Genomic DNA, 21,345 nt, shown 5'->3' with positions numbered 1-21,345 from the left:
TGAGCTTCAGGTGTTGAATGGCTTAATAATTTCCAATTTCAATAATTTTTATGATTGACATTTCACCCCTGGGCTTAGTGTGTCAGTTTTACATTCAAATAAGTGTTTTTTAATTGCCCAGGTGTCATACTTCTTGCCATTTCTCTTATTTGTTCATCAACAACATCAATTCTATATCTCCATTGGGAACCAATTGAAGAATTAATGCCCTTATGCCCCATTCCACCAATTTTATCTGGTTTTCCACCTGCAATTTGATCTGGATTATGAAGTGCTGCTTGGGTATTCAGCCATTCTTTAGCTTCTTTTTCTGCTTCATCAAACGATTTTCCGTTAGCCATAAGTTCTGCAAGCTTATCAGAAAATGCTTCTTCTCGAGCGGTTTGTTGAGCAACATTACCTTCTAACGCTCGGCCCTCAGCAATATATCTTTCTCTATTTTTTAGATACTCATCAACCGTTAACTCATTCATTCCTTTTTCTTGGTCTTTTAATTGTCTAGCAAACTCTTCTGAATCATGTTTTACATTTCTATTAAAATTCACTTCAATTTCTTTTATTCTAGGTACATCATCTAAATGCTTTTTTGTATTACCCGTACCCTTAGATTCCTTTATAGCATCCTTCTCCGCCTGTTTTATGGCTATATAATTTTCAGCTTTCTCTGTTAGTTTACCAGACGATTCGCCTCGTTCAAAACCTGCAAATACCTTGTTACCTGTTGTGGTTTGTACGGTTCTTACTTCAACTGGACGGAATACGTTATCAATAAATTTAGCAGTTCCTCGAATGCTCTTTTGTCCTTCTTTTGATGTCACTGTGGCAATAATAGGATGAGTCAGGGCAAATTTCAGTTGGTCTATATGAGCTTTTCCAAGTTGTTTGGCGTGTTCTAATGTTTTGTTAAACGACGTTTCCATTGATTGTTTGACCGATTTTACACTATCCGTAGCTTTCAATGCCTGTTGTTGTGTTTTTGCCACCGTTGTTTTTACGGCTTGCTTTCCCGTTATAGTCAGGTTATCCACTGTGGTTTTAATTGGTTTGACGGCATCATCCATTGTTTTAGAGACTGTTTTCATTACCGTTCCTAGGGCTGGCATGTGCTTTAGTAATGACTTTGCCGCTAGTCCACCGGCACCAGGTACTATCGCAAATGCACCGCGCATCATTCTTTCTTCATCGGACAGTTTTCTGCCTGAAATGAGGTCTTCTCCTTTGACTGCTCCTACCGCGTCGATGGTCGTATAAATAACCCCTGCGGCTAAGCCTGCGGGTGGACAAACTATAGCCAAACCGACTACCACACCTGTTGCAATCAGGTTAAACCAAAATTCTTTTTTCTCTTGTCCCGCTCGGATTCCTTCGTATTCGAATGCGCCGCTGTTTAGTGCGGCTGTACGATAATCTTCTTCTGATGCTGTTTCACTTGGATTTTGGATTTTCCAAGTTTCGAACTCTGTTTTGAGTTTGGCTGAGTAGATTGTATCCGTATCGTATAGATCATTTAGCGTAATTTTATCTTTTGCACCTGAGAATAAGGAACCTTCCTGGACGTTAATCGTATTGGCTGTTTGATACGCAGTGACATTTAAATCAGTCATCTTTTGAATGTATTCATCGATTGCCTCATAAAAGGGTGTATCTACCTTTTCGTCTATAATTTTACCAATTCCTTTGGCATAATTATAGAGTTTTTTATAGTTTTGACGAATCGGTTTTGCTTCTGGTTGATAGGTTTTAGGATTAAAAGAGATGGCACCATCAACATCTTTTTCAGCAATTTCGCCTTTTGAATCTTCGAATAATTCATCTGCATCTTCATATTTATTGTCATACTTATGGGCTTCATTGACATTTTCTAATGCAGAGGCGATTTTCTTCCATTTTTCATCTTCATACAGAAGCTTCACTCATCCATCAGCCCCAATCCTTTAGCTATCTCCGTTGCTAATGCCTGATCTTCTTCAATCATACTGTTCATAATGTCGTTGACTATTGAAAAAGCACGACTATATAAATTGTTTAACTCAAGCATTCGACTATTAGCTTCGTCATATGTCCCCATTATTTTTTTCGCCTTTCCTTGTTGATAAAAGTTAATATCATTTAAGGCTTCAATCGCTGGTTTCATCTTATCTTCAAGCTCAGTTATAATTTTTTGAATGTATTGGATAAATGAAATCATCTCTTCTACATTCATTTTTATTTCTTGAGTCACCGTAAATCCGCCTCCTTATAAGGAAAACGATAAAAATCATAAATTTTCTTTACAAGAAAATATTGACTTAGTTGATAGGCGGTTTCTTGGTTGATATCGATTCCTTGAAGTTTTCCGTTATTTTCAAAGAGAATCCACTGTTCTGCAGATGTTGTTTTTTCCTCATAGTTAATCTTAAAACACTCTAGTTGAACAGTTGGTTTTTCTTGTTCAAAATATTCCTCGACTTCATTTTGCTTAATAATTTTTTTCAAATAGGTTGTGTCCTCTGGTTTTGGTTCTCGGTTAAAAAGTGGATATCCTTCCATAATCCTTTTTAATAAAGCTATATCCTCATGCATATACAATTGAAATTTTCCATCTTCACACCATTTAATGGTAATCAGATGCCCATTTTTTCCAAAGCCTGTCATAAGATTATCTAATCGGATATAACGATTGCTTATAGCATATTGCTCTAGAAGTTGAATGACCATACCGCCGTCAGTTGTTAAGTTTCCATCAACCGTCATAATTTCCTTATCAATAAGGCTTTGCTTCGCCTGTTCAAAGCCTTGTGGATTTTTCATCACAAGCAATTGTCGATCTGGGAGTCCAAATAACATTTGACATTTAAATGCGGAAGCTAATAATAGTAATTCTTCAGCTGTATATAATGCTGTCATCCAATTCCCTCCACCTCATTGACTATGTGTTCATTCATAAGTTGATCCATATGCTTTTTTAGATTTTCTAATGCTTTTAAGTTTTTATCTGCAGCATCACACAGATCAAAATGGTATTGTATAAGGATATCTAAAAACGCTTGAAATTCATCTTTTGTTCTACCCGACCATTGAGAACTACTTAATGTACTCCTAAATCCTTCCGCACTTGCATGTGCATCCAGTAAAGAACGATTTATAATTTTGGCTTGCTCAATTGCCTTACTCAAACTAGTTCCGTCTATTTCAACATTTTGAGACATATTATTTCCCCTTTGCAGCTTTTTCTCGTTCTCTGGCTCGAGCCTCTGCTTCTCTACGTCTTTCCTCTTCTGCTAAACGTTGGTAATATCCAGCTCGTTCGTTGGCAATAGTAATGGCTGTTGTGTAGCTAATTTTTTCATTCTTTAAGTCGTCCATTAATTGTTCCATTTTTTGATCAACTAGCGTTTGTTTTGTTTTATATAATTCAGTCGGAAATCCAACATCACTCAAATTAGGATGTGATTGCTTATAAGCATTGGTTGATTTTTCAATGTTATCAATAATCCTATCCTGCAAGCTTTCTTTGTCGTTTGACAATGCTCGAGATAGCTGACGATAGTTTTTGGCCTTAATTTCATAATTACTTAATCCCCAATTGAAAATGTTCAAATCTTCCCAAGTCATTTAGATCACCTCCACTTGCAACGCTGATAAGATTTTCATTTTTTCCGTATGATTACCTTGAATCATATAAGCCTCATATGCATTTAATTCTTTTTCACGATATGGTCTTTGAACTTCAATCACATTTTGATCGTTTAAACGTACCATTGAAATAGCTGTATTCAATTTTTTCAATGCTGTTGAAACTTCATCATAACTTCTTGCCATTTGGCTCTTCATACCAAAGATGAAATGGATACCGTATGGTGCTGCATCTGAAATAACTTTAGCTAGTTGTGATTGTAAGGTAGAAGACAACTGACTATTAATGGCTTCCATATCAGTAAATAACAGAACAATTGGACTCAATTGCTTCGTAAATTCACGTAATGAAGAAATACCATCTTCCTTTTGTTCAACAAAAGATTCTTGTCGAGCTTTCATTGCTTCTAACACCTGTTCGATTAAAGCTGTTATATCTTCAATTTGTTGAATATATTGTGCTTTATATGTTTGAAGTGAGCTATACAAAGCAGTTACTTGATCGACGATTAGTAGCTGTGGATTGAACGTTGACCTTTCCATAGAATTTAAAATAGCTTCATACGCCTGCATAAATCTTCTTTCCGTATCAGCTATGACTAATAGATGTTGTTGGATACTTAAATCTAGAGATACTGCTTCTACATTTTCCATATCAACAGCAAATGGAATTTTATCTTCAGCGTATGCCTTTTTAACTGTCAATAATTCTAAGAAAAATTCTTCTGTTACACGTTCTGGAACCATTGGAATAGAAGCAGGTTTTGTACCATTCCAGTTGCGGCTAATTTCTTCAATATTGTTGCGCAGATTTTCAGATAATTGTAAATCATCTTCCCCTTCTGCCGGCATTGCTGCTTGCATTAGAACTACTTCATCTAACTTGATCAAGGCACGACCTGGAATTTCTTCAATTGTTACATCTGATTTTCCCATGATGCTTCTGCTTTCTGATTGATCAATCATGTATAACACAATTTGTGTTTTAATGTTAATAAGAATTGGTGTTCGAATGGCTAGTTGTCTACTTGCTGTCATAACAAGGAAAATACCTAGCCCTACACCATCCCGTGCAATCTTCGTCATTAATTCATCAAATCCATCTTTTAATAAGGATTCATTTGCCGCATCCATTACATCTATGAAAATGACGATATCAGGTAATGGTTTATGTGTTAGTTCTTTATACATAGCAGCTGAAGCGACACCATATTGACTCAATAACTTTTTACGAGTTTTTATCAGTCCATTTATACGTTTCATCCATTTTTGAAGTTTTTGTTCCTCATCTAAACGAATCATATCCGCTACATGCGGAAGTTTGCGTAATGGTAGTAAACCGTTTGTACCAAAATCAAGTAAATAAAAATGTACTTCTTCCGGGGTATAATGATTTGCAATTTGCATAGCAATCGTTTGGAGCATCGTACTTTTCCCATAACCAGGGCTTGCAAAAACTGCTAAATGTCCATCCTTTATAAAATCAATGGTGTACGGTGTTTGCAATTGCTCATGTGGTAAATCCAACATACCAATTTGAGCTATTAAATGATTGTTCTTTCTAGGTTGCGATTTTAGTTCGAATCGATTTATTCGTTCTTTAAGTGGTGGCAACCAAGGTCTTGGAATTGACTGGATTTTTTGAGATACTGCTGTTTCATGAATTTCCTCTATAACCGCTTCAAGTTCTGTTACTTGTTGTTTTGCGGTGACTTTTTGAGAAAGGCCACTTAAGTCTTCGGTTAAAACTTCAAATTGGCCCAACTCATTAATGGTGTAAATGGTAAAGTCTTCAACATCCTCAACTGTTTGATTTCCTTTATAGATTGCTCCACTCCAAGCACTTTGGAAAAGTTCGTACACTTCATTGTTACCTACTTGTAGATAAGCTCGACCGGGTTGTGTAATATCTGCGGCGTCTTTTGTTTTTAGAACTTCATTCGAATCACTTTCATTTTGCACTTTTAATGCCAACTTAAATTTTGAGTTTGACCAGATTTGATCATCTACGACTCCACTAGGTTTTTGCGTTGCAAGGATTAAATGTATACCAAGAGATCGACCAATTCGTGCTGTTGACACAAGCTCTTTCATAAAATCTGGTTGTTCTGCTTTTAACTCAGCAAACTCATCAGAAATAATAAAAAGTTCTGGCATAGGTTCTTGCACTTTATGGTCTTCGTAAAGCTTTTGATATTGATGAATATGATTTATGTCATTTTCTCCAAATATTTGTTGTCTTCTTCTAAGTTCTGCTTTTATAGAAGCTAATGCACGCAAAGATTGTGCTCCATCTAAATTTGTAATGGCCCCCAGTAAATGAGGTAAATCTTTGAATAGATTTGCCATTCCTCCACCCTTGTAGTCGATTAAAAGGAAGCCAATATCATATGGATGGAAGTTTGTAGCTAATGATAGAATATACGATTGAATGATTTCTGATTTTCCTGATCCTGTTGTGCCGGCAACTAAACCATGAGGTCCATGTGCTTTTTCATGCAAGTTTAAATAGACGATATCTTCTTTTCCTCTCAAACCGAGTGGTACAGCAAGACTTTTATATGGTTTATGATTTTGCCATCTCGATGCTATTTTCAATTCTTGCACCGTTGAAACGCCATACATTTCCATATACGTAATACTTTCAGGTATACGGTTTTCGAGATTTTGCAAATGCTCATAGGCAGCTAATCTTCTAGCTAGTTCTTCGAGTAAATCATCAGAAACAACTGATTCCAACTCAAATAATTGCTTTTTCAATTCGCCATTTTGGATAAAGAGTTCCCCTGTTGTTGAATCTTTTATCCGAATAACAGTTGAAATGTGCTCAGGTAAGGATTCCAAAACATCTTGTACATAAATCACAGATACTCCTAAATTTCTGCAATCTTCTTGTAGCAGTTCCATTATGGTATGATCTAAAATAATCGTTTCATCTGTAATTACAAGAACAATTTGCGGTATAAATACATTCAATTCTCTTGCATTTTTCTTTTCTATTTGTAGTTTTCTTTCTTTAAGCATTTGATAAAGTGAATTCATAACTTGTTCTTTTGAACGTTCGTGGTAGACAAATGAGCGAACATTGATAGATTGTAGACTGGCATGTGGTAGCCAACGCATCCATTCCCATAAGGATTTTTCTTGCTCCTTAAAAACCATCACAAATTGAACTTCATGGTAACTATGGAAAAAAGCTAATTGTGCAATCATTTGTTTTAGTTGTTGCAAAACAAGTGGACGTTTTCCTATATAACCCACTGCTCCATTCATCAAATCTGCAATAATTGGAGCATCCTGTATATGGTTATACTGCTGTTCTATCTGTATTGCTTTCTCCATTAAGGGATCCTCTTCTAATGTGAATTCCTCTACATTTAATTTGATAGGATAACTTGCATCAATTGTTCCTTTACCTAAGCGATAAAATAAGAAATCATTATGAAAAGGCGTTTTTTCATACATTCTTGCAGAATGCTTCCGCAACAATTCTACAAGGTTAAGTATCTTTGGATAATGATATCCAAGTGCTTTAAATTGTTCTTCTTGTACTTCATATAATTCTTTTGATTTTTCCAATAGATACGCATTATATTTAACATCACGATTTTCCATATCTTTTTTGTACTTTTTTACATTTCGAATGTATGCCGTGATTGCATAGATAACTGTTACGACTGTCATTGATAGCATCACTATAATGTAGATTCCAGTTGGCCTAAAAATAGAGACCAATAACATTGCAGCCAACATCACTAATGGTGGAACAATAATTCGACCTAATTGTTCACTAGGCTTGGTAGGCCTTGAAGGTGGTGTAGCAATCAATTTATCCTCATCTGGTTGATGGTATCGAACCCTTGGTGAACGATGATACGTATTTTTAAATTCCAATGTTTTGAATGGTATTTCTTGTAATTGTACATGACAACCATCGACTGGACTTGCAACTGTCAATAGATCATTATTGATAGAAAGTATGATATTTTGGATAGAAAGCAAATCTCCATCTTGGAAGCTTCCTTGTAGCATTGATTTGTTATTAACAAATAGATGACCTTCAACAGTAAAATAAGAATATTCATGTTGGTTTACTTTATTGATAATGATTTTTACGGGAGTATTTCCTTTTACAATAATGGTATCTTCCACTTCATTCCCAAGAGTCCAATGTGTAACACCTAAAAGGTCATAACACGTATTCTCAACTTCTAAAAACGTTAATGTTACATTGGCAAATGCTTTTTTTTGGTTAATATTTAACTGGTCATTATTAACCATTAATTGTTTACCATCCCACACACAAATTAGATTATTCTCCATAAATGGGATAGTAATCGTAGCTTTTATGTCCGAACTGATCGTAATTTTTTCTTGCTGATTTGGATTAAATTCGTAGCGATGAAAATGATTTTCTTCAACTACTGTTAAGATATACTGCATCTCATCGCTCCCCTATTCTTCATTCTTATTATCTTGTTTTTTCTTTTGTTCTTTTTGTTTTTTCTCAGCATCTGCTTTTTGTTGTTCTGCTAATTGCTGTTGTTTTTGCTTTTCTTCTAATAATTTTTGAGCTTCTGATTCTGCTGCTTCTTTTGCAGCTCTTTCTTCATCTTCAATTTCTTTTAATTCGTTCTCAATTTCTTCTAATTTAGCATTCTTTTTTTCTTGTTCCATTGTTGTATTTTTCTTTAATTGGTTTTGGTAAAGACTCAAACTATATTTTTTCAAATCATTTACATCTAAACTTTGTGCAAGTTTTAAACTCCCACTAAAGTCGTTACGTGCAATTTTAATCCAATAATTTAATATTCGATCATCTGATATTGTAGAGATAGAGTTTATAGCATTTGTTTTTTGCGTATCAAATAACCCAGTTGTTTTTACACTTGAAATTGCATATATTTTTTTAATACTTTTAGGTAGTTGATCAAGATCTTGATCTTTTAATAATTCTTTGACATCTAAATAATTTTCATTAATATACGAAGCATTGGCCTCGTTATATAATTCTTCAATTGGAATCTTAGAACTGAACGCATATAGGACCAAAGATAAAAGAATAATGCAAACAATAGACAATGATAGAGTCGCAATTTTAAATCCTTTAAATTGATTCTTCGCAACCTTTTGGAATTTTTCCACAGACTTCTGATACTCTTTTTGGTAGTATTCCATCAATAATGCTTCAAGTTGTTCTATATCTTCAGTATTTTGAACAGCTATTTCAAATGCAGTTGTGTTAGCACGTGCTAATGAACCATTCATTAAGTCTATAAATTGAAACTCATTTGAAAAAGTTGAAATTGCTAAACATTTATAAGCTTTGAAAAAATCATCGTGATCATTTTTTAGAGGTGGAAGAACATTTTTTATACCGCGATAAACCATAAACGGCATTAGATTAATATCGAACACTAAATTATCAGGATGTAATACAATTGTCGATCGGCCAATGATTAGTTTCGAAAATCGTCCAACATTATGTAATAATCTAAGTTGTTCCACCCTCTCTAACTGATTAATCGAACTAAATGATTTAAACCCCTCTAAAGAATATTGAAATTCTATATTTTCACCAGCTACTTTTACATCTGAATGTAAGAAATAGCTCGTGTCCTGATTTAATAGCTTCAATTCTTGTTTTGTTCGTAAAGCTGTTTCGGCTAATGGTATCGATAAGACAAGCGATTCCTCTTGCTTTTCCACATCTAATTCAATGTCACCTAATTTGAGTTTTTTTTCCATTGTAAATTCCCCTTTAATCTTGTTCACCTTCAATGATCAGTAACTCACCATTCGAGATGTAACAATCTAATAATTGATCTTCAGGTTGAAGCGTTTTCCCCTTTAATGGAATTTTTATAACACTATTAAAATCAATTTGCTCATGTAAATTTGTCTCTAAAGCGATTAATAACTGTTTAACTGTCATTTTTTTTGAGATGGCTATATCGTAAGTCCGTCCTCCTCTTTTAGAAAAATCGATTGTAACTCGCACATGATTATTCATTTGATTCACCTACATTTAGCTTTTTCTGTAAAAAGAATATGCCAAAGCATAACCCCGTAATAATGATGAAAAGAATTGTGAAAAAGAGCCAGCGATTCATCTGACTCTCCTTCTTTTCTTCTTCCAACTGGATATTACTTACACTTATTTTTTCTTGAAATAATTGAGTTGTTGATAATTCAATTTCTTGATTCATGAAGTCTTTTTGAAAGAGTGAGTTTAATGTACTGTTCTCTTCTTTCTTTTCGGTTTGTTTAATATACATTTCTAATTGATCACTTTCATCAGTAAATAAATCCTCTGTTTCTACTACATTGTTATCAGTTGTATCAACTTTTGTTTTATCTTCATTAATACGATTGATATCAATATTGAGTTGTCCATTATCTTCTTCAGCTAGAACAGTTGTATTTGATAGAATTATCGACCCTGTTAAAATAGAGACACACAACCATTTATGCTTCATAAACAGCCTCTTCTTTCTTTTGTGAAAATCTTATGACAAATAAATTCAAAGTAAAGACTAATATAGTCGCAATTGACATGAAAGCAATTGTTATAAAGCTACCGTTAGCGTTATTTAAAACATTGGAAATGCTAACTTCTAAATAATGTAATGGTGACCACCTAGAAAATTCTTGAATAATATGAGAACGTTCAAAGTCAAATCCTAGTGCTTCTGTAAAGAAGATATACATACTGATAATCAGTAAAATCAAGAACATACCTATCATTTTCAATTGACGAAGTAAGTAAGTTGTAAAAAGGACTAATAGCGTCATTAACAAAGTTATAATGACTATCCAAATTACGGGTGAAACAGATATAAATTTATTAACTGTTAAAGATAATGTACCTACTATTAATCCTTCAATTATTGCAACTGCTGTTGTAAAGAGAAGAATAGGTAAATTACTTCGAACCAAGCCTTGCTCTTCGCTATTCTCAAAATCAGTCTTTTTGAATGTGAATTGTTTAAAACTTGACATTACATATGCTGTAAATAAAGCAAGGAATGATGCTATAACGATTAGATAAAAAGTAGTACGCGTATCACGAACATTTTCTACGGAGGATTTTTCCATACTGATTGGATTTGATAAGAAGTCATATAATGCTTCATTTTGCTTATTTCCTATTTTACTGTTTGCTAATACATTTCTGAAATTCATCGCATAATCGTTATCATTTGAAACTTTCTTGATTAAATCATCAGCTAACTTATCTGCTTTAGTTGTAATCATGGAACTACCATTTTTCACTTGTTCTGCAGTTTGATATATATTGTCGAAAGAATCATAAACAGAATCTGCTTGTGAATTAGCTATTTCAGCTCGATCAGCAACAGAACTACTTGCTGCCAATAAATCCCCGATGCCATCCTGCAAATCAATACTAACTTGCCCTGATAAATTGTTAATGTCACTCATTTCTGTACCCGACAGTACAAGATTATTACTTGCTTCTCTCCACTGTTCAGCTGCAGGTAAAAGTAGATCAAGTTCATCATTTTGTTGTTGTGCAGAAATTATTGCTTCATCAATTTGTTGCAGTAATGTTGGAAATCTATCTATTATTTCATTTAACTCTTCATTGTATTTATTTACCTGATCATTAATATTGCCCATATCTTTTGCAAGCTTAGACGTTATATCATCAACCAAAGTTTGTTTAATGATTGAAATGATAAATTCCTTCATACCTTTATTAGAAAGTGCATAATAAAGAGAATCTGGTTGCTTACTTCCTATTTTTTCAAAAGTACTATTGCTAAGCTGAGCAAATTGATCTGGATTTGTCACATCAATATTAAAATACAAATTAAATAAAGCCTGTAAACGTTGATAGTTCCAAATAGAAACAGCAACTTGATTTGGAATGTCATCTTTTGTTGCAAGTGTTGTTTCAATTTCATGATGAATAGTATCATTTGTTACAGTAATTTCTTTTTGTGAAGAATCCGATGACTTTTCAATTTCTTTTGTTTTTATTTTTGCTTTAGCATCTTTTCCTGGAGATTTTGTAATATTTTGTTTTGAATTTTCTGTTGTTTGAGTCTCCTCTTCGATCGAGTTTTCTTTGTTGTTTACTATTTCTTCTTTTTTATCTACTTCATTTCCGTCTTGTTGAGCTTGGTTTTCTTCAGTGGTTTCCTTAGTCTCTAAATTTTGCTGTTCATCATTTAAAATAACTGAATTTGTTGGGATAGAAACCTTGGTAATCAAATTATTAGAAAGGGCTGTTTCTTCGTAATGCCTACCTAATGTCCAACTCCATTTTACAGGTGCCAAAATGTCTGTACTTGGATCAACTAAAGAAAATGTTGCGGACACCCTAATTTTTCCTTTCGGCAAAGCTGGTAATTCGATTGTTCCAGGTTGTACAGTAAAATCCGTTCCGTTCGGTAATGTCAATACAATATTCTTCGTCACAAAACCAGTTGGAGCATTTATGGAAAATGTTCTATCTCCTGCTTCTTGAGCTGATATTTTGACTTCATCTGTTAAAATCGTACCTTCATACATAAGTTGTTGTTTCATCTGCTGAATGTAATATTGAATTGAAAATTGTCCACTAGTTGAAACCGGGTGATTCATCTCGTTCGCATATTTTTTTGCTGCGGAAATAATTTTTGATAATTGCTCCCTTGTAGTTTGAGATACTTCTACATTACTAAGTTGTTGTTCATCTAAAGATGGTAATTGGTCGATTGTTTGTAATATATTCTTTTCAATATTACTTTTTGGAACTAGTAATAATGTATTAATTTTGGCTTTGTTCTTTGAATTAGACAAAGAATCATTTAAAGAATCTGTAACTAATTCAGAGACTTCTGTTGAAATAGTATTATTTATTTGATTATTTAATGATGTAGTATATTGAGAAATGCTCTCGTTTGTTGTTGTTAAATTTGTTTGAATTTCTGTTGTTAGAAGTGTAGTGTCTTCATCAAGCTTTTTACTTAATAGAAGTTGTTGGTCTTTTATCATTTGTATAGTTTCTTCCGCATTATTCGCATCAACTGCTGTACTATTTTCATCAATAATACTTAAAAGATTATTAAAACTGTCATTTCCTGCTGAAAGATATTCTTGCATCATTTTCATTGTATGATCGACTGAAGTTGCACCTTCTAGACTGCTTTGAGCATCCTTTGAGAAATTGTTCAAATCTTTGTTAAGTCCACTGAAAGTATCTTTGGTATAACTAGTACTGTCATTTACTTTTTTTAGATTACTTGAATAGTCATACAAAGGTTCATAGATGTTGGATGCATAGTTTGCAGCTAATTGATCTTGCTTTTTTACAATATTACTTAGGTTCTTCTGTGCAGATTGTAAATTTCCAATAACACTTGCAAAGAAAACATCAATGACTTTTTGATTGAAAGTGTTTAATAAGTCTCCTGAAATTTTCTGAGCTTGAGCTTTTGTTATTTCATTATCTGATTCATTTAATTTATAAAAAAGATTAATAGGTTCAGGTGATACATCATCTATTGAAAGTGCCTTTTTGGTAAAATCATTTGGAATCGTAATGGCCATATTATACCGTTTATCGGCAATTCCACTATCTGCTTCAGCAGCATCTACTATATGAAATCGATGATCATCATTATTTTCTAAACTTTTTTTAAATTCGTCTCCAAAGTTATATTCTTTTCCATTGTAGTTCACTGACTCATCAAGATTAACGACAGCAACATCCATCTTGAAGTCTGCTTTTTCTGTTTTTTCCTTTGTTGCAGAGTTAAAAGATATGTATGAAATAGTTGCTGCAAGAAGTAATACCAGAGCTATAAAAAGTGGTAACTTAATTTTTTTAGTCATTTCTACACCTCATTTGTTCTTCTTTTATAAAAATAGGACCGTCGTAAATTCAACGGTCCTAAAGTTACTCTAAGTATATTAGAAGGTTTACTAGTTTCTAGAGTTTCAAGGTGTTGACTGTGAACCTTCGTTGAATAAACTAAATGACTTATTGTAACCCAAAGTTTCTAGAAAGCTCAAGATCATGTTGTTCAACAGCATTTGCAGTAGTTTGAAGTTGTCCCTGGATTTCTTCTAATAATTTTGAAAATTGTTGTACTTTTGGTCTTAATTGTTCAAATTGAACATCAAATTGTTCAAATGCTTTACCTTCCCATTCTGATCGAAATTTATCTTGTAAATTAGATAAATCTGTTAATATTGCTTCAATTTGAGCACTACTTGTACCATATCTTTTCGCATCATTTCTAAGTTGTTCTGGTGTCATACGAATTTGTCCTGCCATGATTACCATCTCCTCTACATTTTAAAAGTTATTTTTAATACATTGGAACTTTCTTACGAACAAAGTTTATGTGAAATGAACTATAAAGGTCAATTCTTGATATTTTGGTATAATAATAATCTCGAATATGAGATAATTTCTGTTATTTGTAAAAATCTAGTTATATTAAGCATATACACATAAAAATTATAATGATTCTAATAATTGCCCAAAAGTACCTTTTTTGGAAACAGGGAGATTTATTAAAGAAATTTTCTTACAAAAATAGCATTTCAAAAGTCATGTTTTAAAGGATTATATTTTCCTTTGTCTTTTTTCACAAAATTCAACAGGACCATTTTAATTATTTTCCTTGAAGTTTTTACCTACTATTAGACTATTTTTTACAAATCACATTTAAAATACCTAAATTATAGTAATTTATTATTATAAATATAATTTTAATTTAGTTCTGCATGTAAAAAATCTATATGTTTTGACTATTCGTTTGACAATTATTTATATTCCCTTTAGATTTATGTAAAATCTCATATAACACAAGGGAGAAATTTCAAATGCTAATTAAGAAAAAAATTGAAATGGATAATACAAAAGGTGTAAACAGTATTAATGGGGTTTTATCTTTTCAAGGGGTTATTTTAAATGTACATTGTTTTGTAAGTGATGGGGTTCTGATTGATACTGGTGGAAAAAGATTACTTAAACACTTTGCTCCTTTCTTATTGGAACAAGATTATGACCAAGTTTGGATTACACATCATCATGAGGATCATACAGGTGGTGCAGCTTTTATAGAGAATACAATCAAAGTTCCTATTTATATTCATAAAAAGTCGTTGGATGCCGCTAGTAACAAGCCTGACTATCCCCTATATCGGCAACTCTTTTGGGGAAGAAGGAAAAGTTTTCACGCTAATCCCTTTTCAGACACAATGCCTTCTCGAAATTCCATGTGGGAGATTATTGAAACACCAGGTCATACTAAGGATCATCTTGCCTTTTTAAATCGCCAAACGGGACAACTTTTTACAGGTGACCTATATGTCACGCCGAAAACAAAAGTTATCATGCAATCTGAAAGTATCCCTACTATTATCAAATCATTAGAAAAAGTAATTGCATATCAATTTGATGATGTATTTTGTCAACACTCAGGATATGTAGAGGATGGCCGAAGGATGCTAGCGGCAAAGAAAGAGTATTTAGAAGAAATTCAACATAAAATTTTAACACTTCATAAGAGCGGTTTTACTATTAAGGAAATTCAAAAGCAACTATTCCCCCAAAAATACGCGATTACAAAATTCTCATCTGGTGATTGGGACTCTATTCATATTATTAATTCTGTTATTTTTGATCAAAATTAAAAATCAATAAGAAAAGGTGTAACGCTTATTCACACATTACACCTTTTCCTTACTATTTAATTACACCACAAGCTATACGATCTCCTGAGTTTCCACTCGGATCTGTAATATAATCATCTTTGTCTGCATGAATGATAAATGCACTACCATTATCGTCAAATAATGAATGCTCTGCTCCTTTTTCAATCGTGAAATCTTTCGTTGTAAATTCTACATCTACAGTTCCATCTTCCTCCACCTGAATATTTGGCAAATCCCCTAGATGATAGCCTTTTGGATTATTATATCCGTGCTGTTTTTGTGTTGGATTAAAGTGTGCACCAGCTGATTCGAACTTTGGTTTTTCACAAATACCTACTTCATGAATATGAATGCCATGAGTACCTGGAGATAAATCTTTTAATTTTAAGTCAATCTTTACTCCTTGGTCAGTCTGTGTTAAATTTGCAGTTCCAATATCTTTTCCCTCAGAATTGATAAAATCAGCTTTTGCTGTAACACTTTTTTCCCCATTAACAGCTTTCATTTCACTACCTTCTTTTGATGCCGAACATCCTGCTATTAAACTAATTGTTGCAATGATTAAAAGAATTTTTTTCATTTACTAACACTCCTTTTTTGTCAGACTGTACAAAAAAGTGTGTATTTAATCAAAAACCTCTTTAAAATAGGATCACTTTCGATTATCGAATGCATTGTTTTTTTAGTAAGTATCTTATATCATCTTCAATAAAGCTTCTTCACCAATCATGCCTTTTGTAATCCCAAGTTCTTCTGCTTCAAACGTAACAGATTCTAAAGGAGCGTATAATAATTCCTCAATTGTTTTGACACCAACAGCTCTACCCGCAACAATTTTACGGTCAGCTAATCTAATATTCAAAAGTCCCACATCTAAAGCTCCACACATAATATACCCTTTGTCATTAGAAATAGTGAGTAACGTTGTCTTTGGCAAAAAAACAGAAACCGCAGTGAACGAATGCCCTTGAATAATTAATGTCTCTGTAGAAACCATTTTTATCCCTCCTCCATATATACATATGGGACTGAAAGAAAAGTGGTTCTACTAATTTTTGAAAAGAATTCATTTCAAATTTTTCAATTAAACGCAACTTTGATTATGATTTAAGTTTTCTAAATTTTAATCCATCCTTCTATAATCCTCATTCATCTTTAAAATCCTCAGTTTCATCTACCAACTATTGCCACCTATAATCTGCTCCTATAAAATATAAACCAATATTTCATAGGAGGATTTGACATGACTAATATCGATGAATTATTACATACTTTACCAACTACCGCTATTTCTGACGCACTTGCTGGTACGACTAATTTAAATGCTGCTATAAAGCCTTTACAAGATCACTTTCATATTGCCGGACGTGCAGTAACTGTACGCTTACCAATCGGAGAAAATGGTGCATTATTAGAAGCGATTCGCATCGCTCAACCCGGTGCAATTTTAGTTGTTGATGCCAAAGGAGATACAAATCGTGCGGTTGCAGGTGATTTCGTTATCTCCTTAATGAAAGGAATGGACATTCAAGGACTTGTTGTTGATGGCGTAATTCGCGATATTCAAGCAATTCGGGAATTAGACTTCCCTGTTTTCAGCTTAGGTACAACGATTGCCGCAGGGAATAAATTTGGTGGTGGTGTTATTCAAGTTCCAATTGCAGTCGGTGGAATGAGTGTGCAACCTGGAGATTTTATCGTTGGCGATGCCGACGGTGTAGTTGTTATTCCTCAAACTCAAGTTCATGATGTTATACAAAAATCACTAAATAAACTCGAAAAAGATGAAGCTCGGGCTCAATCTGTATCTGGTGGAAAAGATGAAATTATTGCCTATTTAGATCAAGTTTTAGGAAATACAAAAGTATAGCCATCATATATCAATAGCGTCCTAGATGAAGGAGTGTCTGAGAGATTCCTTTTAGACTCTCCTTTGCATCAACATAAGGCAATATTGATTTACAATTGGAAGCTATGATTTATAAGCTGTTATTCGATATTGAAGAAGGCTCCCCTGGTTTAACAACTGGGCAGCCTCTTATTTATATTGACTTTATTGTTTGAAGACATAAATGACAGCAGCTTCATAAACGCTTAACAAATGCTAATAACATTATTCATTTAATAACAATTGCTCCGCATATTTTTTTGAAGTTCTTATTTCAACTGTTAGTGAGCTGTTTCCATAATATGTTTTGATTAAGAACGGAACACCGCTGTTATTCTGAAATCTAAAATCTAAAGCACCATATGAAACCGTTGCATCTCTTCCTTTTGGAACGTATCCAATATCGATTGAATGATGGTGTCTTTCTATATATTTTACATTTATTTTATCTATTGCATTAAAAAGCGTTGAGGATGTTTGGCAAACTCCTCCCCCAATTCCCATTACCAGTTTTTTATTAATAATTTCAGGTGCGGGTTGATATCCACTCGCTTGGTCCCTCGGTCCAACCATCAGGTTAAATGAAAAATGATCTCCATTTCCAACAATGATATTGTTTAAAGCTTTTGCAGAAAGCTCTATATTTTTGTTTCTCTTTTCTTTTGTACGATTAAAATAGGTTGTATAGGAAGCAACTGCAACTTCACTAAATGTTGATACCTCATCTGGATTATAATTACTATGTGTTACATAAATCGGTAATTCTACGACACCACCAATAACAGATGTCTTCAAAATCCTATCTACTAGTTCATTTTCTTTTAGAATAACAAAAGGATTTCCTTTTAAAATGCTTTCATCTTCACCTATTTTATCAAGTTTCATCCTTTGGTCATACCCTTTTGTTGTTTCGGTACCCCTTGCTATTTCTTTTGCTATATCCTTTACCTCATTCACATACTCTTCATAATTAGTATCAAACCATATCTCATCAGGAGAAAAGGTTCTGATCACTTCTGAAGTATTTGGATCTACAATTTTAATATCATTAGAATTATTTACTTCGACTTTCTTATCAATTCCTTCTGCTATTACCTCAACTTGTTGCTCATCTTCTGATATCTTTTTATCTACTCCTTCATCATTTACCGACTTTCCAAAACATCCTGCTAAACCAATTGAGCATGTTAATAATAAACCGAACATCCTTTTTTTCATCACAAACTTATCGAACACCCACCTCTTATATATTTTGCTTAAATATTGTATTCAATTGAATTTGAATCTGTGTGGTCCTTTTTAGACACATTATTTACATATACCAAAACGTTTTATAACAGACAAATAAGGCCATAAATATATTATGTCGAATAATTTGGAGGAAATCATATGTCTAATAGTAAGGATGAGCAATTAAAGAGATTTACAATCAATAATGAAAATGAATCTCCCTTAACAACAAATCAAGGTTTAAAAATGACGGAAGATGAATTTTCTTTGAAAGCAGGTTTGCGTGGTCCTACGCTAATGGAGGACTTTCATTTTCGTGAAAAGATGACTCATTTTGATCATGAGCGTATTCCAGAACGTATTGTTCATGCACGTGGTGTAGGTGCACACGGTATTTTCCAACTATACGAATCATTAGAAGATTATACAAAGGCTAATTTTCTAACAGATACGTCAAAAATCACGCCAGTTTTTGTTCGTTTTTCCACTGTACAAGGTTCGAAAGGATCAGCTGATACAGTGCGAGATGTTCGTGGTTTTGCAACTAAGTTTTATACTGACGAGGGTAACTTTGATTTAGTCGGAAATAATATGCCGGTATTCTTTATTCAAGATGCGATAAAATTCCCTGATTTTGTGCATGCTGTGAAACCAGAGCCGAACACAGATATTCCTCAAGGTGCCAGTGCCCATGACACTTTTTGGGACTTTGTTGGACAAAATCCAGAAACTGCACATATGGTCATGTGGATTATGAGTGATCGCGCCATTCCTCGAAGTCTAAGAATGATTGAAGGCTTTGGCGTTCATACTTTTCGTCTTATAAATCAGAATGGCAAAGCACATTTTGTAAAATTTCATTGGAAGCCAAAACTAGGTCTACATTCATTAGTTTGGGATGAAGCACAAAGAATATCCGGCAAAAACCCAGACTTTCATCGACAAGATTTGTACGATGCCATCGATCAAGGTGAATATCCAGAATGGGAGTTAGGATTACAAATTATTCCTGAAGAAAATGAACATCAATTTGATTTTGACATTTTAGATCCAACAAAATTATGGCCAGAAGAGGATGTACCTGTAAAACTGGTTGGAAAATTAACGTTAAATCGAAATGTCGATAATTTCTTCGCAGAAACAGAACAAATTGCTTTTCATCCAGGGCATGTAGTTCCAGGGATTGATTTTACGAATGATCCACTTTTACAGGGACGGTTATTTTCTTATACGGACACGCAACTCTCACGTCTAGGTGGACCAAACTTTCATCAAATCCCTATTAACCGACCTGTATGTCCATTTACGAATAATCAGCGCGACGGAATGCATCAAATGATCATCCACAAAGGTCAAACTAGCTATCATAGAAATGCCTTAAACTACAATCAACCAGCTCCAGTACCACCAGAAGAAGGTGGCTATGAGCATTATCAAGAAAAAGTGGATGGACGACAAATTAGAGGTAGAAGTGAAAGCTTCTTAGATTTCTTCTCCCAAGCAAAATTATTCTACAATTCTCTTGCTACGTATGAAAAAGAGCATTTATTAAATGCCCTATGTTTTGAAATTGGAAAATGTAAAACTGAGATGGTAAAGATCAATGCAGTAGCTATTTTAAATCAGATTGATCGACAAATGGCTGAAGAAGTGGCCAATACGATTGGTGTTCCTTTACCTAAGGAAAATCATGAAGTGGATTCAACTAAAAAATCTTCTGCCCTTAGCATGGCCAATACAATTTTTAAAGCGGATACAAAAAAGGTCGCCATTTTACTTAACGGAACACCAGATGAAACTTTATTAAGAGAATGGATGATGAAGTTATTAGAGAATAAAGTAAATTATTGTTTAGTCGATAAAAAAATTTATGAGTTAAATCAAATAGGGAAAATTTCTGAAACATATGATATTGCAGACCCAACCCTATTTGATGCAGTGCTATTAATAAGTAGTGATTCAAATATCGATACACGAGCATTAGAATTTATTGATACTGCATATAAGCATTATAAGCCCATTGCCTTATCACTAAGTCACCCAAAATCTATCGAATTCAGTCGTGTAAAATTAAATTCCCCAGGCGTTTATGATTTAACCAGCCTAAAGATTAATCCATTTATTAATGGTATTGCAAAAGGACGATTTTGGGATAGAGAAGTATAAAAATTCACTTTTTCGCATATCTTTTTAATTATTTATATAACCCAATGAGCCAAAAGCAAATTTGGGTTATTTTTCGTGGTATTTATATATAATCCTTTTTCCTTTTAGAATAATTTTGTATAATTAACATATAAGGTAATAACTTCAATAGTAGATTCTAAGAGATTATTAATCGAAACGGGGGATGCGAATGGAAAAGTCTAAGGAGATTATGTTAAAAATGCAACATCTAGTTCCAAGAATACTCCAATGGTTTCTCAATATTTGTTTGATCATATTAGCCTTATTTTTAGCCATTTTAATGGTTAAAGAACTTATTGTTTTTTTCGAAATACTTTTCAGTCATCATAAGACCACTCACGAACATGAGGTCTTTTTTGCGAACATCTTAATCTTCTTTCTCTACTTTGAGTTTATCACCATGATTGTTAAATACTTCAAAGAGGACTATCACTTCCCACTACGGTATTTCATCTATATCGGTATAACTGCAATGATTCGACTTGTAATTATTGACCATTCGGATGCAAAAAGTATGCTTCTTTATGCATTTGTTATATTATTGCTCATCATCAGCTACTTCATTATCAACATTACCCCTCTAGAACGCCCTATGAAAATATTTTATAAGAGAAAAACTAAAATAGAATAGTGCTGTATTAAATCTCCAATAATTATGAAATAATTCAAAATTATAATATAGAATTTCAAACATTATTAACAGATTAGCATACTCATAAAGGCCTCATTTATTCGACAACATTCTACTA

Annotated in this window: 18 protein-coding genes; 4 read left to right on the top strand and 14 right to left on the bottom strand. The window is 33.4% G+C overall.

Going from position 1 to position 21,345, the window contains the following annotated elements; translation table 11 throughout:
- Positions 1-74: 74 nt before the first annotated feature.
- The 11 genes from Q0977_RS14240 to Q0977_RS14190 all read right to left on the bottom strand — a co-directional run bounded on the left by Q0977_RS14240 (position 75) and on the right by Q0977_RS14190 (position 13,903).
- Entirely contained in the window at positions 75-1,913 is a 1,839-nt protein-coding gene (locus Q0977_RS14240) for a polymorphic toxin type 15 domain-containing protein (RefSeq protein ID WP_119417118.1), read from the bottom strand.
- The gene (locus Q0977_RS14235) at positions 1,910-2,221 is read right to left on the bottom strand and encodes a hypothetical protein (RefSeq protein WP_119417119.1); all 312 of its coding nucleotides are present in this window, start codon (positions 2,219-2,221) and stop codon (positions 1,910-1,912) included. Before Q0977_RS14235 ends, Q0977_RS14240 begins: the two co-directional genes overlap by 4 nt.
- Complete coding sequence (locus tag Q0977_RS14230; RefSeq protein WP_299515203.1) at positions 2,218-2,886, bottom strand: DUF5081 family protein; 669 nt, start codon at positions 2,884-2,886, stop codon at positions 2,218-2,220. The genes Q0977_RS14235 and Q0977_RS14230 overlap by 4 nt, the downstream gene beginning before the upstream one ends.
- A complete protein-coding gene (locus Q0977_RS14225; RefSeq protein ID WP_299515201.1) occupies positions 2,883-3,188 on the bottom strand; it encodes a WXG100 family type VII secretion target in 306 nt (101 codons plus the stop codon). The genes Q0977_RS14230 and Q0977_RS14225 overlap by 4 nt, the downstream gene beginning before the upstream one ends.
- 1 nt (position 3,189) lies before the next feature.
- The gene (locus Q0977_RS14220; protein ID WP_299515199.1) at positions 3,190-3,594 is read right to left on the bottom strand and encodes a hypothetical protein; all 405 of its coding nucleotides are present in this window, start codon (positions 3,592-3,594) and stop codon (positions 3,190-3,192) included.
- Positions 3,595-8,058, bottom strand: a complete 4,464-nt coding sequence (gene essC / locus Q0977_RS14215; RefSeq protein ID WP_299515197.1) for a type VII secretion protein EssC — start codon at positions 8,056-8,058, stop codon at positions 3,595-3,597. It abuts the gene before it with no gap.
- A 12-nt stretch (positions 8,059-8,070) separates the two neighbouring features.
- Positions 8,071-9,363 (bottom strand): type VII secretion protein EssB, encoded by a 1,293-nt coding sequence (gene essB / locus Q0977_RS14210; RefSeq protein ID WP_299515195.1) that lies wholly within the window; start codon positions 9,361-9,363, stop codon positions 8,071-8,073.
- 13 nt (positions 9,364-9,376) lie between these two features.
- Positions 9,377-9,628, bottom strand: a complete 252-nt coding sequence (locus tag Q0977_RS14205; RefSeq protein ID WP_299515193.1) for an EsaB/YukD family protein — start codon at positions 9,626-9,628, stop codon at positions 9,377-9,379.
- Entirely contained in the window at positions 9,621-10,094 is a 474-nt protein-coding gene (gene essA, locus Q0977_RS14200) for a type VII secretion protein EssA (RefSeq protein ID WP_119417126.1), read from the bottom strand. The genes Q0977_RS14205 and essA overlap by 8 nt, the downstream gene beginning before the upstream one ends.
- The gene (esaA, locus tag Q0977_RS14195; RefSeq protein ID WP_299515190.1) at positions 10,084-13,458 is read right to left on the bottom strand and encodes a type VII secretion protein EsaA; all 3,375 of its coding nucleotides are present in this window, start codon (positions 13,456-13,458) and stop codon (positions 10,084-10,086) included. The genes essA and esaA overlap by 11 nt, the downstream gene beginning before the upstream one ends.
- Positions 13,459-13,606: 148 nt before the next feature.
- Positions 13,607-13,903, bottom strand: coding sequence for a WXG100 family type VII secretion target (locus Q0977_RS14190; protein ID WP_119417128.1), 297 nt, complete (start codon positions 13,901-13,903; stop codon positions 13,607-13,609).
- Between the two features lie 554 nt (positions 13,904-14,457).
- Here Q0977_RS14190 and Q0977_RS14185 point away from each other — a divergent pair.
- Positions 14,458-15,270 (top strand): MBL fold metallo-hydrolase, encoded by an 813-nt coding sequence (locus Q0977_RS14185; RefSeq protein WP_299515188.1) that lies wholly within the window; start codon positions 14,458-14,460, stop codon positions 15,268-15,270.
- A gap of 52 nt (positions 15,271-15,322) precedes the next feature.
- Here Q0977_RS14185 and Q0977_RS14180 read toward each other — a convergent pair whose 3' ends face one another.
- Complete coding sequence (locus Q0977_RS14180; protein WP_119416734.1) at positions 15,323-15,871, bottom strand: superoxide dismutase family protein; 549 nt, start codon at positions 15,869-15,871, stop codon at positions 15,323-15,325.
- A 114-nt stretch (positions 15,872-15,985) separates the two neighbouring features.
- The gene (locus Q0977_RS14175; RefSeq protein WP_299515184.1) at positions 15,986-16,288 is read right to left on the bottom strand and encodes a YunC family protein; all 303 of its coding nucleotides are present in this window, start codon (positions 16,286-16,288) and stop codon (positions 15,986-15,988) included.
- Positions 16,289-16,534: 246 nt separating this feature from the next.
- Here Q0977_RS14175 and Q0977_RS14170 point away from each other — a divergent pair, with 246 nt between their 5' ends.
- Positions 16,535-17,161 carry an RraA family protein gene (locus tag Q0977_RS14170; protein ID WP_119416732.1) on the top strand — a complete coding sequence of 209 codons (627 nt, stop codon included), beginning with the start codon at positions 16,535-16,537 and terminating at the stop codon, positions 17,159-17,161.
- Positions 17,162-17,404: 243 nt separating this feature from the next.
- Here the strand turns inward: Q0977_RS14170 and Q0977_RS14165 are convergent, their stop codons facing one another.
- Positions 17,405-18,397: a VanW family protein gene (locus Q0977_RS14165; RefSeq protein ID WP_299515208.1), complete on the bottom strand. Its 993-nt coding sequence runs from the start codon at positions 18,395-18,397 to the stop codon at positions 17,405-17,407.
- A 171-nt stretch (positions 18,398-18,568) separates the two neighbouring features.
- On the opposite strand from Q0977_RS14165, the gene Q0977_RS14160 reads away from it, so the two are divergent.
- Positions 18,569-20,575 carry a catalase gene (locus tag Q0977_RS14160; RefSeq protein ID WP_299515182.1) on the top strand — a complete coding sequence of 669 codons (2,007 nt, stop codon included), beginning with the start codon at positions 18,569-18,571 and terminating at the stop codon, positions 20,573-20,575.
- A 190-nt stretch (positions 20,576-20,765) separates the two neighbouring features.
- Positions 20,766-21,227 carry a phosphate-starvation-inducible protein PsiE gene (gene psiE, locus Q0977_RS14155; protein ID WP_119416730.1) on the top strand — a complete coding sequence of 154 codons (462 nt, stop codon included), beginning with the start codon at positions 20,766-20,768 and terminating at the stop codon, positions 21,225-21,227.
- Positions 21,228-21,345 lie beyond the last annotated feature (118 nt).

This window comes from uncultured Rummeliibacillus sp., assembly GCF_934216135.1.
Classification (GTDB): domain Bacteria; phylum Bacillota; class Bacilli; order Bacillales_A; family Planococcaceae; genus Rummeliibacillus.
Note: the sequence above shows the minus strand (reverse complement) of the source record. Positions and strands in the feature narration are given on the sequence as shown.

Coding starts and splice junctions, on each gene's coding strand:
- Q0977_RS14230 (WP_299515203.1), bottom strand. CDS start 2,886: ATGACAGCATTATATACAGCTGAAGAATTACTATTATTAGCTTCCGCA.
- Q0977_RS14225 (WP_299515201.1), bottom strand. CDS start 3,188: ATGTCTCAAAATGTTGAAATAGACGGAACTAGTTTGAGTAAGGCAATT.
- Q0977_RS14220 (WP_299515199.1), bottom strand. CDS start 3,594: ATGACTTGGGAAGATTTGAACATTTTCAATTGGGGATTAAGTAATTAT.
- essC (WP_299515197.1), bottom strand. CDS start 8,058: ATGCAGTATATCTTAACAGTAGTTGAAGAAAATCATTTTCATCGCTAC.
- essB (WP_299515195.1), bottom strand. CDS start 9,363: ATGGAAAAAAAACTCAAATTAGGTGACATTGAATTAGATGTGGAAAAG.
- Q0977_RS14205 (WP_299515193.1), bottom strand. CDS start 9,628: ATGAATAATCATGTGCGAGTTACAATCGATTTTTCTAAAAGAGGAGGA.
- essA (WP_119417126.1), bottom strand. CDS start 10,094: ATGAAGCATAAATGGTTGTGTGTCTCTATTTTAACAGGGTCGATAATT.
- esaA (WP_299515190.1), bottom strand. CDS start 13,458: ATGACTAAAAAAATTAAGTTACCACTTTTTATAGCTCTGGTATTACTT.
- Q0977_RS14190 (WP_119417128.1), bottom strand. CDS start 13,903: ATGGCAGGACAAATTCGTATGACACCAGAACAACTTAGAAATGATGCG.
- Q0977_RS14185 (WP_299515188.1), top strand. CDS start 14,458: ATGCTAATTAAGAAAAAAATTGAAATGGATAATACAAAAGGTGTAAAC.
- Q0977_RS14180 (WP_119416734.1), bottom strand. CDS start 15,871: ATGAAAAAAATTCTTTTAATCATTGCAACAATTAGTTTAATAGCAGGA.
- Q0977_RS14175 (WP_299515184.1), bottom strand. CDS start 16,288: ATGGTTTCTACAGAGACATTAATTATTCAAGGGCATTCGTTCACTGCG.
- Q0977_RS14170 (WP_119416732.1), top strand. CDS start 16,535: ATGACTAATATCGATGAATTATTACATACTTTACCAACTACCGCTATT.
- Q0977_RS14165 (WP_299515208.1), bottom strand. CDS start 18,397: ATGAAAAAAAGGATGTTCGGTTTATTATTAACATGCTCAATTGGTTTA.
- Q0977_RS14160 (WP_299515182.1), top strand. CDS start 18,569: ATGTCTAATAGTAAGGATGAGCAATTAAAGAGATTTACAATCAATAAT.
- psiE (WP_119416730.1), top strand. CDS start 20,766: ATGGAAAAGTCTAAGGAGATTATGTTAAAAATGCAACATCTAGTTCCA.